The following is a 14,164-nucleotide window of genomic DNA, read 5'->3' as shown; positions in this document are numbered from 1 at the left end:
CCCGGGGCGCGACCATCATTGATCCGGCGTATGCACCTCAATCCTTGGCGAAGGCCGCCTCGATCGCCTGGTTGATGGTGCGCAGCACCTTGACCCGGGCAAAGCGCTTGTCGTTGGCTTCCACCAGGGTCCAGGGGGCGATCTCGGTGCTGGTGCGGTCGACCATGTCGCCCACCGCGTCGGCGTATTGCGGCCACTTGTCGCGGTTGCGCCAGTCTTCCTCGGTGATCTTGAAACGCTTGAAGGGGATCTGCTCACGCTCCTGGAAGCGCGCCAGCTGAGTGTCCTGGTCGATGGACAGCCAGAACTTGACCAGGATCGCCCCGGCGTCGCTCAGTTGCTCCTCGAAGTCGTTGATCTCGCCGTAGGCGCGCAGCCAGTCGGCCTCGCTGCAGTACCCCTCGACCCGCTCCACCAGCACCCGGCCATACCAGCTGCGGTCGAAGATGGTGAACTTGCCGCGCGCCGGGATATGCCGCCAGAAACGCCACAGGTAGGGCTGGGCGCGCTCTTCCTCGGTGGGCGCGGCCACCGGCACGATGCGGTACTGGCGCGGATCCAGCGCGCCGGTAACGCGGCGTATGGCGCCGCCCTTGCCGGCCGCGTCGTAGCCCTCGAACACCGCGATCAGCGCGTGCTTGCGCATGCGTTTGTCGCGCATCAAACCGGACAGACGCGCCTGCTCGACGGTCAGTTGCTCCTTGTAGTCGTCCTTGTCCAGCGCCTGGGTCATGTCCAGGCTGGCCAGCAGAGCGCTGCTGTCCAGGCTCGACACCAGCGGCGCGGCATGCGGCTGGCGCTGCGCTCGCTGCTGGCTGGCCAGCGCCGCCTGCAGCCCCTCGAGGAGGATGCGCCCGACGGTCAGGCTGCGGTAATACTCATCGACCCCCTCGACCACGTACCAGGGCGCGTAGTCGCGGCTGGTGCGGCGCAGCACACGCTCGCCGTAGTGGACGAACTTGTCGTAGGTCTTCGACTGCTGCCAGTCCAGCGGGCTGATGCGCCAGCTGTGCAGCGGGTCGTCCTTGAGCGCCTCCAGGCGCGCCTTCATATGCTGCTTGGACAGGTGGAACCAGAACTTGAAGATCAGCGCGCCCTCGTCGCAGAGCATGCGCTCCAGGCGCTCGGCGCCATCGATGGCCTGATCCAGCACGGCGTCCTTGAAGCGCCCATGCACCCGGCCCTGAAGCATCTGGCTGTACCAGTTGCCGAAGAACACGCCGATGCGCCCCTTCGGCGGCAGCTGACGCCAGTAGCGCCAGGCCGGCGGCCGGGCCAGTTCCTCGTCGGTCTGCACGTCGAAGGTGCTGACCTGGATCAGCCGCGGGTCCATCCACTCGTTGAGCAGCTTGACCGTCTCGCCCTTGCCGGCGCCCTCGATGCCGTTGATCAGCACGATCACCGGAAAGCGCGCCTGCTGCTTCAACTCGTACTGCGCCTCCAGCAGCGCCTCGCGCAGCGCCGGCTCTTCGGCTTCGAACCTGGCTTTATCGATGCTGCGGCCGATTTCGGCGGATTCGAACATGCGGCAACCTCCCTGGAATTATCACCACAGCGTAACGGATGATGCCCGCCTTTGCCCGTCGGCGCGGCGCGGTAGAATCGCCGCACGATCCAGCGGAACCCCTCCATGTCAGAACCTCATCACGCCCAGCTCGACTGGGACGAACGCGGCCAGCCCCTGTCGCGCCACTTCGGCGACGTCTACTTCTCCCAGCAAGACGGCCTGGAAGAGACCCGCTACGTCTTCCTCGCCAACAACGACCTGGCGGCGCGCTTCGCCGCCCTCGGCGACGGCGAGTGCCTGTGCATCGGCGAAACCGGCTTCGGCACCGGGCTGAACTTCCTCTGCGCCTGGCAGCTGTTCGAGCAGCAGGCGCCGGCCGGTGCGCGCCTGCACTTCGTCAGCGTGGAAAAGTACCCGCTGCAACTGGCCGACCTGCAGCGCGCCCTGGCCCTGTGGCCGGAGCTGGCGCCCCAGGCCGAGCAATTGCTGGTGCAGTACCGCGCCATTCACCCCGGCTACCAGCGCCTGCTGCTGGCCGATGGCCGCATCGCCTTGACCCTGCTGATCGGCGACGCGTTGGAGCAGCTGGCGCAACTGGATGCACGCATCGACGCCTGGTTCCTCGACGGCTTCAACCCGGCGAAGAACCCGCAGATGTGGACGCCCGAGCTGTTCGCCGAACTGGCGCGGCTGTCCGCTCCCGGCGCGACCCTGGGCACCTTCAGCAGCGCCGGCGTGGTGCGCCGGGCGCTGAACGACGCCGGCTTCCGGATGAAACGTGTACCCGGCCTGGGCAAGAAATGGGAGGTACTCAAGGGGCGCTTCATCGGCGCCACGGGAGACGAGACCAACCCCTGGTTCGCCCGCCCCGCGAACCAGGCGCGGGACAAACACGCGGTGGTGATCGGCGCCGGCCTGGCCGGCTGTGCCACGGCCGCCAGCCTGGCCGCACGCGGCTGGCGGGTAAGCCTGCTGGAACGCCACGGCGAGGTGGCCGCCGAGGCCTCGGGCAACCCGCAGGGGGTGCTCTACCTCAAGCTCTCGGCCCACGGTACGGCGCTGTCGCAACTGATAGTTGCCGGCTTCGGCCACACCCGACGCCTGCTCGAACGCCTGCAACGCGGCGCCAACTGGGACGCCTGCGGCGTGCTGCAACTGGCCTTCGATGCCAAGGAAGCCGCGCGTCAGGCCAAGCTGGCCGCGGCCTTTCCCAGCGAGCTGCTGACGCCGCTGACGCGCGAGCAGGCCGAGGCCCTGGCCGGCATCGGCCTGCCGGCCGGCGGCCTGTTCTACCCGGACGCCGGCTGGGTGCACCCGCCGGCGCTATGCCGGCTGCTGGCCGCGCATCCTTCGATCGACCTGCTGACGCACAGCGAGGCACTGGAGCTGCGGCGCCACGACGACCAGTGGCAGGTGCTGGCAGGCCAGCAGGAGCTGACCCGCGCGCCGGTGGTGGTGCTGGCTGCCGCTGCGGAAATCCGCCGCTTCGCACAGAGCGCCGGCCTGCCGCTCAAGCGCATCCGCGGGCAGATCAGCCGCCTGCCGGCCAATTCGGCCAGCAGCGCCCTGCGCACCGTGGTCTGCGCCGACGGCTACGTCGCCCCGCCACGCGCAAATGAGCACACCCTGGGCGCCAGCTTCGACTTCCACAGCGACGACCTGACGCCGAGCGTCGCCGAACATGCCGGCAACCTCGAGCTGCTCAAGGACATTTCCACCGATCTGGCCGAGCGCCTGCAGGCCGACCAGCTCGACCCGGCGCAGCTCGAAGGCCGCGCCGCCTTCCGCTGCACCAGCCCGGACTACCTGCCCATAGTCGGGCCGCTGGCCGATGCCGAGGCCTTCGCCGAACGCTACGCGGTGCTGGCCAAGGACGCCCGCCAGGTGCCGCAGGCGCCCTGCCCCTGGCTGCCCGGCCTGTACGTCAACAGCGGCCACGGCTCGCGTGGGCTGATCACCGCGCCGCTGTCCGGCGAGCTGATCGCCGCCTGGCTGGAAGGCGAACCCCTGCCGCTGCCGCGCGCGGTGGCCGAGGCCTGTCACCCCAATCGCTTCGCGCTGCGCCGCCTGATCCGCGGCGAGTAAGTCCCTTCCTGGCACCTTCCCGCGACACTGCGTCGCGGGGCTGGTGGCTGCTCGCCGAAAATACCTAATGAAACAAATTCGTATTTACATTATCTTTACAGGCTATTTCTAATCCCTCCTGCCGTATCGGAGCCGTCGCATGCACCGCAAGACCCGCCTCTGCCTCGCCATCAGCCTCGCCTGCCTGGGCAGCAGCGCCCTGGCCGAAGATAACCGCGAGCAACAGCTCGAACTGGACGCCATGACCATCAGCGCCACCCGCGGCCACAGCCAGGTGGGCAAGACGCCGCAGAAGATCACCGTCATCAGCCGCGAGCAGATCGAGCAGCAACTGGCGATCACCAGCGACCACGGCCAGGTGCTGAGCAACCTGATTCCCTCCTATTCGCCGAGCCGGCAGAAGCTGAGCAACGCCGGCGAGACCTTCCGCGGCCGCGCCGCGCTGGTGATGATCGACGGCGTGCCGCAGTCCACGCCGCTGCGGGCCGGCGGCCGCGACGGCTACACCATCGACCTGGCGATGGTCGAGCGCATCGAGGTGATCCACGGCGCCAGCGCCGAGCATGGCCTGGGCGCCACCGGCGGCATCATCAACTACGTCACCCGCCGGCCACAGGGCGGCAGCCTCAGGCAGCACGCCGGCATCAGCCTGGAGGCGGGCGACGACTTCGATGGCGACGGCCTGGGCTACAAGCTGGACTACCGCGTCGAAGGCAACCAGGGCAGTTGGGACTACCTGGCCGCCATCAGCGGCCAGACCCGGGGCATGTTCTACGACGCCGACGGCGAGCTGATCGGCGTCGACGACACCCAGGGCGACATCATGGATTCCACCAGCAGCGACCTGCTGGTCAAGCTCGGCTACTGGTTCGACGCCGAGCAGAACCTCGAACTGATGGTCAACCGCTTCCAGCTCGAGGGCGAGCACGACTACGTCAACGTGCCCGGCAACCGCGCCGCCGATGTGCCGACCACCTCGCGCAAGGGCCAGCCGCCGGGCAAGGCGCCGCAGAACGAGGTGCTGGCCACCAGCCTGACCTACAGCAATGCCGACCTGGCCGGCAACCAGTTCACCGCCCAGCTGTACAGCCAGCGCTTCCGCGCCCGCTACGGCGGCAACATCCTGCCCAGCTTCCAGGACCCGGCCATCGCCCCGGTCGGCACCCTGTTCGACCAGTCGCAGAACGAGTCGGACAAATACGGCGGCAAGCTCTCGCTGAGCCGCGACGACATGTTCGATGGCCTGCTCAAGCTCACCGGCGGCCTGGACTTCCTGCAGGACACCACCAGCCAGATGCTGATTGCCACCGACCGCGAGTGGGTGCCGGAAACCGTGTTCAACAACCTCGCGCCCTTCCTCCAGGCCGAGGTGCGTGCCCACGAGCGCCTGACCCTGCACGGCGGGGTGCGCCACGAGTTCGCCAAGCTGGAGGTCGATCCGTTCCGCACCATCGCCTCCACCACCACGCCGCCGGGCGGCGTATCCGTCGAGGGCGGCGAGCCGGACTTCGAGGAAACCCTGTACAACGTCGGCCTGGTGTTCCAGGCCAGCGACTGGGCGCAGGTGTTCGCCAACTACTCGGAAGGCTTCGGCATGCCCGACGTTGGCCGCGTGCTGCGTGGCATCAACCAGCCCGGCCTGAGCGTGGACAGCTTCCTCGACCTGCAGCCGATCGTCACCGACAACCGCGAGATCGGCCTGCGCCTGAACCATGGCCCCTTCGATGCCGAAATCAGCTACTTCGAATCCGACTCCGACCTCGGCTCGCGCCTGGAGAGCGTCGGCGGCGTGTATCAGGTGCGTCGCGAACGCACCGAGATCGACGGCATCGAGGCCAGCGCCGGCTGGCAGATCGACGCCGTGCATCGTCTGCAGGCCAGCTACGCCAAGCTCAACGGCCAGTCGGACACCGACGGCGACGGCAAGGTGGACACCGATCTGGACGGCGCCAATATCGCCCCCGACCGCTACGGCATGAGCTGGCAGGCCAAGTGGAGCGACAAGCTCAACACCCGGGTGCAGGCCAACCACTATGCCAGCCGCAGCTTCGACACCCCCGGCCTGGACTTCGACGGCTACAGCCTGGTGGATGCCTCGGTCGGCTACCGCCTGCCGGTGGGCGAAGCCAGCCTGGGCGTGGAGAACCTGCTCAACCGCGACTACATGACCTACTACGCGCAGGCGGCCAGCACCCGCAACGACCAGTACTTCGCCGGCCGTGGTCGCACCTTCACCCTCGGCTATCAGCTCGACTTCTGAGTCGCCCCCCGACGGCCGCGCCAGGCGGCCGTCGCTGACTCAGGCGGTGCGCGCCGCTGTCAGCACCGCCTTGGGTTTGCGAAACACCAACACGTTGCCCGCCATCACCAGCGCCAGGCCCAGCAGCGCCGGGGCCGTCCACTGGTAGCCCTCGACGAACACCGAGATATTCAGCGCCACCACCGGGAACAGCACGGTGCAGTAGGCCGCGCGCTCGGGCCCCATGCGCCCGACCAGGGTCAGGTAGGCGGTGAAGCCGATCACCGAGCCGGGAATCGCCAGGTACAGCAGCGAGCCGATATAGCGCGCGTTCCATTCGAAGGCGAACGGCGTACCGCTGACCAGGCAGATGCCCACCAGCATCAGCGCGCCATAGAGCATGCCCCAGGCATTGGTGGTCAGTGGCTTGAGCCCCGCCTTCTGCTGCAGGCTGGAAAGCATGTTGCCGGCGGAGAAGAACAGCGTGCCGAGCAGCGCCAGGCCGATGCCCAGCAGGCTCTCGCGGCTGGTTTCGTGGCCGGCCAACTCCGGCCAGAACAGCAGCCCCAGGCCGGCCAGCCCCAGCGCGCCGCCGAGCAGCACGTTGGCGGCGATCCGCTGCCGGAAGAACAGTCGCGCGTTGAGCGCGTTCCACAAGGTGGCGGTGGAGAAGATCACCGCCACCAGGCCGCTGGGTATCCACTGGCTGGCGGTGTAGAAGCAGAGGAAATTGAGGCAGAACAGACACAGCCCCTGCACCAGGCAGATCGCCTGGCCGCGCCGATCCAGCGCCTGCAGCCGCCCGCTGAGCCAGAGCAGGGCGAACAGCACCGCGGCGGCCAGGACGAAGCGGTAAGCGATGGAGGCGGCGACGGCCACCTCGCCCATCTGGAACTTGATGGCGATCCAGGTGGTGCCCCAGATCAGCACGGTAAGCAGGTAAAGCGACAGATTCATCGAGCATCTCCCATGACTGCCGCCAGTCTGCGGCCAGCCCGCGGGGGCGCGCTTGCATAAAGTTGCGCTTTTAAACCTGCGCCATCACTGCCTGCCATCGCCGCCCAGGCTTTATCATGCGGGCTTTGCCAATCAGGTCATTCCCTCCGCATGCTGTCCGCCGTCGCGCGCTACCAGAAACTGCTGTCCAGCGCCCTCGCCCGCTACTTCCCCCGCACCACCGCTTACCTGCGCGCCGAGCGTGAGGCCGCCCAGCCGCGCCAGCCGGCACGTAAACCGGCGAAGAAGAAAACCGCCGGCGGCAAAGCCGGCAAGCGCCAGCAAAAGGCCGACAAACCCGGCCCCGCGGGTATCTACCCCGCTGCCAGGCTCAAGGTGGACGATGCGCAGATCCAGGCCATGCGCCAGCGCGTCGCCGAGGCGGTGCGCGCCGGGCTGATCGGCGCCCCCTCGGACGAGCAATGGGCGATGATCCTCTGCCGCGCGCCGCTGACGCGCATCTTCGCCGGCGCCGGCTCGGGCAAGTCCAGCACCCTGGTACTGCGCGTGGTGTTCATGCTCTGCCACCTGCATATCGACCCGGCGCGGCTGACGGTGATTTCCTTCACCAACGCCTCCTGCGCCGAGCTGCGCGAACGCCTGCAGCGGCTGCTGGACTTCTGGCGCTACCCGCACGATACGCGCCAGTGCGTGCGCACCTTCCACTCGGCGATGGCGACGCTGGCCAAGGAAGAGCTGGGCAACCCGCGCTGGTTCGAGCAACTCGACGAACCCGGCGAGGAACCGGACAACCCGCTGGCCGGCGGCCGCCTGCGTCCGGCGCAGCAGCGCCTGCTCAAGCAGGCCTACCAGAGCGCCTATGCCGCGGACGCGCGCTTTCGCAGCCTGGTGCATCGCCTGCTCAGGCTAGCCGCGCCGCAGGAGCCGCCGCAGGGCAAGCCCAAGGCGCCGCTGGACGCCTGCAAGCTGGCCGGCGAATTCGCCGCGCAGCCGCTGTTCGAGCTGCTACACAGTCAGGCCGGTTTCGCCGAAAGCCTGGGTCTGCGTCTCGACCGTCTGGACGTCAAGGCGCTCGACTGCGGCGCGCGCGAGCGCGACTTCATCGAGGCCATGCAGCTGTTCCACGGGCACTTCGACGCCCTGCTGCAACGCCAGGGGCTGATGAGCTTCAACGGCGCCTTCCAGCGACTGAGCGAGCGCCTGCAGCGGGACGGCGGCAAACCGGGCCAGGCTCTGCTCGCCCTCGGCCATCTGCTGATCGACGAATTCCAGGACATCTCGCCGCAGATCCTGCAGTGGCTGCAAGCCGTACACAGAGAACTCGCCCGACATGGCGAGACGCTCAGCCTGATGGCCATCGGCGACGACTGGCAGTCGATCTACGGCTGGCGCGGCAGCTCGCCGGAGCTGTTCATCGACTTCGACCGCCACTTCCCCAGCAAGGGCCGCGGCAAGAGCACCACCCTGCTACTGAGCACCAACTACCGCAGCGTCGAGGCGGTGATCCGCGACGGCGAACGGGTACTGGCCGGCGTGGCACGCAAGCAGGACAAGACCAGCATCGCGCACAAGGCCATGCAGCCGGGCGATCACGGCGTCAAGCTGATCCAGCGTTTCGAGCTGGCCAGCGGCATGCCGCGCCTGCTCGCAGACATCGGCGCGCAATGCGCCCACGTCGCCACGCGCGCCAACGCCGACCGCACCGCCGTGCTGCTGCTGAGCCGGCGCAACGAGCCGCTGCAGCAGATCCGCGCGCAGCTGGACAAGCAACTGCCGGTCAAGACCATGACCATCCACCGCGCCAAGGGCCTGCAGGCCGAGGTGGCGATCATCCTCGACGACTGCCTGCCGGCGGAGCCACACCCGCTGCGCAACGCCCTCTACGCCCACTGCGGCTTCTTCGCCGGCAGCTACGATCAGGCCATGCAGGACGAGGCCCTGCGCCTGGCCTACGTGGCCATCACCCGCGGGGTGAGTCGGGTGCTCTGGTATACGCGCAAGGCGCAGGGGGCGACGCGCGCGCTTCAGGGCGGCTGAGCCGACGCCGAGCAATGCGCCGGGACTTTTTCGCCGGCAGGCAAGAATTGCCTGGAGCAGCTCCTGACGCCGCCCGTGACGGCCCCGAGGCGTGCCGCCAAGGCCGGTTACTGCTCCTGCAAAACCGGCGTTTCCGCCATCCCTGGCGGTCAAATGGCTGACAACAAAAAATCGTCAGGAACGATTTTTGACGTCGCTTGCGACGGCCCCAAGGGTTGCCGCCATGGATGGCAGGCAACAAAAAACCCGCCGAAGCGGGTTTCTTCCCAACCATCCGACATCCTGTCGGTGGCCATCCGGGCCTGGTCATCGTCCTTGATCCTCAGCGATCCGTCGCTGCAGGGGATGGGTGTAGATTAAGGCGCCAGCCGGGGTGGCGACAGCGGCCAATGCCGCCGGCGCGTGTAAGACATTGGCTATAGCGCCTCAGCGCGCCCGCCCGATCATCCGCCCCAGCACGTCTGCCTCGCCCTGGCGGCGATGAACCAGGGCCATCGCCGCGTGGCCGAGGATCAGCGCCAGCAGCAGCCAGCCGAGGTTGCCGTGCAGCAGGTTGGCCGGGGCCATCAGCCATTCGGTCTTCGGCCCGCTGAAACCGGCCATCAGTTCGATGCCGAAGACGCTGAACTGGCGTCCGGAGCCGTACTGGCGCAGCAGCGCGAGCAGCGGCACCAGCAGCATCAGCGCATACAGCGCCAGGTGACCGAGCCGCGCCATGGCATTAAGCGAGGCCGGCCGCCGGCTGCGGTTGGCCAGCGCCCAGAGCAGACGAACCAGCACCAGCGCCATCAGCAGCACGCCGGTGGGCTTGTGCGTGGCCCAGGCGAATTCGTCGAGGCTGGATTCCGCCAGCAGCAGGTGAACGAGGGTGGTGAAGAATTGCCAGCCCAACAGGGCGGCCATGCCCCAGTGCAGGATGCGGCTGACCAGGCCGTAGTGCTGGGCAGAGTCGTGGAGTGACGACATCGTGGTTCCTCTCGAATGTCAGAAGCGGGTGAACACAGCCTCAGGCAACAACCCGGCGCAGCGCCTTGACCTCAAGCAAGGCCGGCAGCCGGAGTCATTACCGACCCGGTTCGGCGCACAGGGTGCCGCATGTCACGGGCCGCCGGCCGCGCCCAGATGTAAACAACTGTGTCGACGCCCGGCACACCGGGCGCCGGCTCAGCGCTCTCGCAGCGCGGCGTGGGCGTCTCGCCAGGCCTGCTGCCGGGCATCCTGCCAGATGCGCGCATGCAGGCGCGCCATGCCGTCGGGGTCGTTGAGCAGCCGCCAGCGGGTCGCCTCAACGCTGCCATGCGGGCCGGCGGCGAGGATTTCCGCAAGGCGCGCCTCGCGCAGCGCCTCGGCCGCCGGCACCACCTTGGCGTGGCGGGCCCGGGCCATGGCGCAGACCAGGGCGTTGTACAACGGGTCGACCGCCGCGCGCAGGAAGCCCTGCTGCAGCGCCCGCGCACTGTTCAACCGTTCGTACTCGGCGGTGCTGCGCAGCTCGCGCGGCACCTGGTGTTCCTCGGGGATGAGGAACAGTCCGGCGCGGCGGGTGGCCAGCCCCGGCGCGGTACGACTGGTCAGCACCGAGACCAGCGGCGAAAGGATCAACGACACCACGATGGGCGCCAGCCACCAGAGAAAATCCGGGTTGAGCCAGGCCACCAGGGCGGTCCAGGCGACGCCGATCAGCACCTGCGAGCCGTGCCGGCGCAGCGCCTCGCTCCAGGGCGTGGCGTCGTCGACGCGCTGCGGCGAATTCCACTGCACCGACCAGCCGAGGAAGGCGGCGGTGACGAACAGGCTGTGGAACAGCATGCGCACCGGCGCCAGCAGCACCGAGCAGAACGCCTCCAGCAGCATCGACAGCAGCACCCGCAGGCGCCCGCCATAGGCCTCGGCGCCCTGGATCCAGATCAGCAGCACGCTGAGCAGCTTGGGCAAGAACAGCAGGATCATGGTCGCGGAGAACAGCGCGATGGCCTCCTCCGGCTGCCAGCGCGGCCACAGCGGGTAGAGCTGGTTGGGCTGCAGGAAATACTCCGGCACCATCAGCGTGTGGATCGCCAGCAGGCCGGTGGACAGCAGCAAAAACAGCAGCCACAGCGGCGCCGACAGGTAGGACATGACCCCGGTGAGGAACACCACCCGGTGCACCGCGTGCATGCCGCGCACCAGGAACAGGCGGAAGTTCATCAGGTTGCCCTGGCACCAGCGGCGGTCGCGCTTGAGCTCGTCGAGCAGGTTCGGCGGCAGCTCTTCGTAGCTGCCGGGCAGGTCGTAGGCGATCCACACGCCCCAGCCGGCGCGACGCATCAGCGCGGCCTCGACGAAGTCGTGGGAGAGGATCGCCCCGGCGAAGGCGCCGGTGCCCGGCAGCGGCGCCAGGGCGCAGTGCTCGATGAAGGGTTTGACCCGGATGATCGCGTTGTGCCCCCAGTAATGCGACTCGCCGAGCTGCCAGAAGTTGAGCCCGGCGGTAAACAGCGGGCCGTAGACGCTGGTGGCGAACTGCTGCAGGCGCGCGTAGAGGGTGTCCATGCCCGAGGCCTTGGGCGCGGTCTGGATGATGCCGGCGCCGGGGTTGGCCTCCATCAGGCGCACCAGGCGGGTCAGGCATTCACCGCTCATCACGCTGTCGGCGTCGAGCACCACCATGTAGCGGTAGTTGCTGCCCCAGCGACGGCAGAAGTCGTCGATGTTGCCGCTCTTGCGCTTCACCCGCCGCCGGCGACGGCGGTAGAAGATCTGGCCGAAGCCCTCCACCTCGCGACACAGCTCCAGCCAGGCCTGCTGCTCGGCGACGCAGATGTCCGGGTCGTTGCTGTCGCTGAGGATGAAGAAGTCGAAGTGATCGAGCTGGCCGGTTTCGCGCAGCGACTCGAAGGTCGCGCGCAGGCCGGCGAACACCCTGGGCACGTGCTCGTTGGCGATCGGCATGACCAGCGCGGTGCGCGCCCGCGGCGAGATCGGCTCGTCGCCGCAGCTGCTGGCCGAGATGCTGTAGCGGTCGCGCCCCTTGAGCAACTGGAAGAAGCCCATCAGCGCGGTCCAGAAGCCCATCGACACCCAGCAGAACAGCAGGGCGAACAACGCCAGGATGCTGGTCTGCACCAGATACGGCAGGATCTGCCGCGCCGATTCCTGCCAGGGCTGCTCGAACACCAGGCCCAGGTCGACCAGCGACCAGCCCTGGTAGGGCAGCACCGACTTCATGTACCAGGTGGCGACCACCGTCTGCACCAGCATCAGCACCAGCAGCGCGCTGCGCCGCACGGCGGCGACGTGGCGCCAGTGCGCCTCGCTGAAATCCTCGGCCTCGCGGGTACGCGGTCGCGGCGCCGGCTGCTCGCCCTTCAGGCGGCGCCAGCCGCGCTGCAGGATGTTGGTCTGCCAGGGCTCGGGCACCATGCGCGTACGCTTGATCGGCGGGGTGGAATCGATGGCGGGACGGCCCTGGTGATCCTGCACGATGCGGCAGCCGCGTTCGAGCGCATCCGGCCAGCCGAGCGCCAGGCGCGCCGGCACCGAGTCGAGCAGTTCGCGGGTTTCCCCGAGCGCCTCGGGCGGCGCCGGCTCCGGAGTCTGCAGCGCGTGGTGCAACGCGGCCAGGTCGCCGCCCTGCTCGAGTTGGCGCGCCAGTGCCTGCTGGCGCTCGGGGTCGAGCGGCAGTTCGTCGAGGTAATGCTGGATCAGCGTGGCGTCAGGGGAGTTATTCATGGGCAGGCAGCTGATAGCTCCAGGTTTCCGACAGGGGTTTGCCGTCCTCGACCAGGGCGGCGCGCATTTCCACCGGCTGCGCCGGGTCCTTGATCTTGACCCGCAGGGTCAGGCGCCAACCCCGGCTCACCGGGTTGTAGCGCAGGCTGTTTTCCAGCAGCTCGGCGTTGCCGTCGACGCTGGCCTGCACCGTCGGCGGCGCCTCGGCCTTGCGCTTGGCCAGCCGCGGGCCGACGAAATCCACCAGCAGGGCGGTGCTGCCGTCGGGCTGGCGGATCAGGTTGGCCTGCTTGACGTCGCCCTCCGACAGCCGGGTCTGGCTGACCCAGGCCAGCTGCGGGTCGTGCAGCGCCGCCTCGTCGCGACTGAAGTGCAGGCGGTAGGCGATATCCAGCGGCTGGCCGACCGCGGGCAGCGTATCGGGGCGCCACAGGGCGACGATGTTGTCGTTGGTCTCGTCGGGGGTGGGAATCTCCACCAGCTCGACGTGGCCCGGGCCCCAGTCGCCGAGGGTCTCGACCCAGGCGCTGGGACGCAGCTCGTAACGGTCGTCGAGATCCTGGTACTGGGCGAAGTCGCGGCCGCGCTGGAGCAGGCCGAAGCCGCGCGGGTTGTCAATGCGGTAGCTGCTGACGTTGAGCCGCTGCGGGTTGTTCAGCGGGCGCCAAAGCCACTCGCCGTTGCCGGCGTGGATGGCCAGGCCGTCGGAGTCGTGCAGCTCGGGCCGGTAGTTGGGCCGCGGCCAGGGCTGGTTGGCGCCGAACAGGTACATGCTGGTCAGCGGCGCGATGCCGAGCTTCTCCACCGAGTCGCGCAGATACAGCTTGGCCTCGACGTCGAGCACGCTGTCCGCGCCCGGCTTGATTTCCATGCGGTAGGCGCCGGTGGCGCGCGGCGAGTCGAGCAGCGCGTAGATCACCAGGCTGCGTCGGTCGGCCTGCGGTTGCTCGATCCAGAACTCGCTGAAGCGCGGGAATTCCTCGCCGGACGGCAATGCGGTGTCGATCGCCAGGCCGCGTGCCGACAGGCCGTAGACCTGGCCCTTGCCGACGACGCGGAAGTAGCTGGCGCCGAGCACGCTCATCAGCTCGTCGTGCTTGTCCGCCGCGTTCAGCGGGTGGATCACCTTGAAACCGGCGAAACCGAGGTTCTCCAGTTCGCCGGGCTGCACCGGCAGATCGGCGAAGTCGAACATGGCCGGATCGTAGCGAATCTCGCGCACGCCCGTGGCGGTGACTTCGTTGATCTTCACCGGCAGGTCGAAGTGCATGCCCTGGTGGAAGAAATACAGCTGGAACGGCGTCTTGCCGTCGCGCCAGTGCGCCTGGTCCTCGCGAAAGCGCAGCTTCTGATAGTCGGCGAAGGCCAGCTCGCGCAGCGCCCCCGGCAGATTGCTCTGCGGCGCGTTGTAACCCTCGGCGGCCAGGGCCTTGGCCTTGACCGCCACATCGTCCAGATCGAACGCCCAGCTGTGGGCGGCGAACAGCAGGGGAACCGCCCAGAGGGCCAGCTTGCCGGCCTTGCCCAGACGGGTTGCAGAACAACGACTCATTGACACAGGGCCTCCGGGGCGACACGGATTGACGGGCAGCGGCCGCCCCACGGGGCGCCGCTGCACGGAAATTGAA

Annotated in this window: 9 protein-coding genes; 4 read left to right on the top strand and 5 right to left on the bottom strand. The window is 68.4% G+C overall.

All coding sequences use genetic code 11. The annotated features are described in order from the left end of the window. Positions 1 to 37: 37 nt before the first annotated feature. Entirely contained in the window at positions 38 to 1,525 is a 1,488-nt protein-coding gene (gene pap, locus AC1G9C_RS06430; RefSeq protein WP_021443382.1) for a polyphosphate:AMP phosphotransferase, read from the bottom strand. Between the two features lie 105 nt (positions 1,526 to 1,630). Between pap and mnmC the strand changes: the two genes are divergently transcribed. After that, positions 1,631 to 3,592: a bifunctional tRNA (5-methylaminomethyl-2-thiouridine)(34)-methyltransferase MnmC2/FAD-dependent 5-carboxymethylaminomethyl-2-thiouridine(34) oxidoreductase MnmC1 gene (gene mnmC / locus AC1G9C_RS06425; protein ID WP_480409734.1), complete on the top strand. Its 1,962-nt coding sequence runs from the start codon at positions 1,631 to 1,633 to the stop codon at positions 3,590 to 3,592. A gap of 139 nt (positions 3,593 to 3,731) precedes the next feature. Beyond that, the gene (locus AC1G9C_RS06420) at positions 3,732 to 5,852 is read left to right on the top strand and encodes a TonB-dependent receptor (protein ID WP_480409733.1); all 2,121 of its coding nucleotides are present in this window, start codon (positions 3,732 to 3,734) and stop codon (positions 5,850 to 5,852) included. Between the two features lie 39 nt (positions 5,853 to 5,891). Here the strand turns inward: AC1G9C_RS06420 and AC1G9C_RS06415 are convergent, their stop codons facing one another. Then, positions 5,892 to 6,788: a DMT family transporter gene (locus AC1G9C_RS06415; protein WP_480409732.1), complete on the bottom strand. Its 897-nt coding sequence runs from the start codon at positions 6,786 to 6,788 to the stop codon at positions 5,892 to 5,894. A 150-nt stretch (positions 6,789 to 6,938) separates the two neighbouring features. Between AC1G9C_RS06415 and AC1G9C_RS06410 the strand changes: the two genes are divergently transcribed. Both AC1G9C_RS06410 and AC1G9C_RS06405 read left to right on the top strand, forming a co-directional pair. Continuing rightward, complete coding sequence (locus AC1G9C_RS06410) at positions 6,939 to 8,825, top strand: UvrD-helicase domain-containing protein (protein ID WP_480409731.1); 1,887 nt, start codon at positions 6,939 to 6,941, stop codon at positions 8,823 to 8,825. Between the two features lie 153 nt (positions 8,826 to 8,978). Next, entirely contained in the window at positions 8,979 to 9,185 is a 207-nt protein-coding gene (locus tag AC1G9C_RS06405) for a hypothetical protein (protein WP_480409730.1), read from the top strand. A gap of 66 nt (positions 9,186 to 9,251) precedes the next feature. On the opposite strand, the gene AC1G9C_RS06400 is transcribed toward AC1G9C_RS06405, so the two are convergent. The 3 genes from AC1G9C_RS06400 to AC1G9C_RS06390 all read right to left on the bottom strand — a co-directional run bounded on the left by AC1G9C_RS06400 (position 9,252) and on the right by AC1G9C_RS06390 (position 14,088). Next, positions 9,252 to 9,791 carry a cytochrome b gene (locus tag AC1G9C_RS06400; protein WP_480409729.1) on the bottom strand — a complete coding sequence of 180 codons (540 nt, stop codon included), beginning with the start codon at positions 9,789 to 9,791 and terminating at the stop codon, positions 9,252 to 9,254. Between the two features lie 198 nt (positions 9,792 to 9,989). After that, positions 9,990 to 12,536 carry a glucans biosynthesis glucosyltransferase MdoH gene (gene mdoH / locus AC1G9C_RS06395; RefSeq protein ID WP_480409728.1) on the bottom strand — a complete coding sequence of 849 codons (2,547 nt, stop codon included), beginning with the start codon at positions 12,534 to 12,536 and terminating at the stop codon, positions 9,990 to 9,992. After that, positions 12,529 to 14,088: a glucan biosynthesis protein G gene (locus tag AC1G9C_RS06390; RefSeq protein WP_480409727.1), complete on the bottom strand. Its 1,560-nt coding sequence runs from the start codon at positions 14,086 to 14,088 to the stop codon at positions 12,529 to 12,531. The genes mdoH and AC1G9C_RS06390 overlap by 8 nt, the downstream gene beginning before the upstream one ends. Positions 14,089 to 14,164 lie beyond the last annotated feature (76 nt).

The organism is Pseudomonas sp. ABa2, assembly GCF_056676075.1.
The sequence above is the reverse complement of the archived record's forward strand: the minus strand, read 5'-3'. Positions and strand labels throughout refer to the sequence as shown.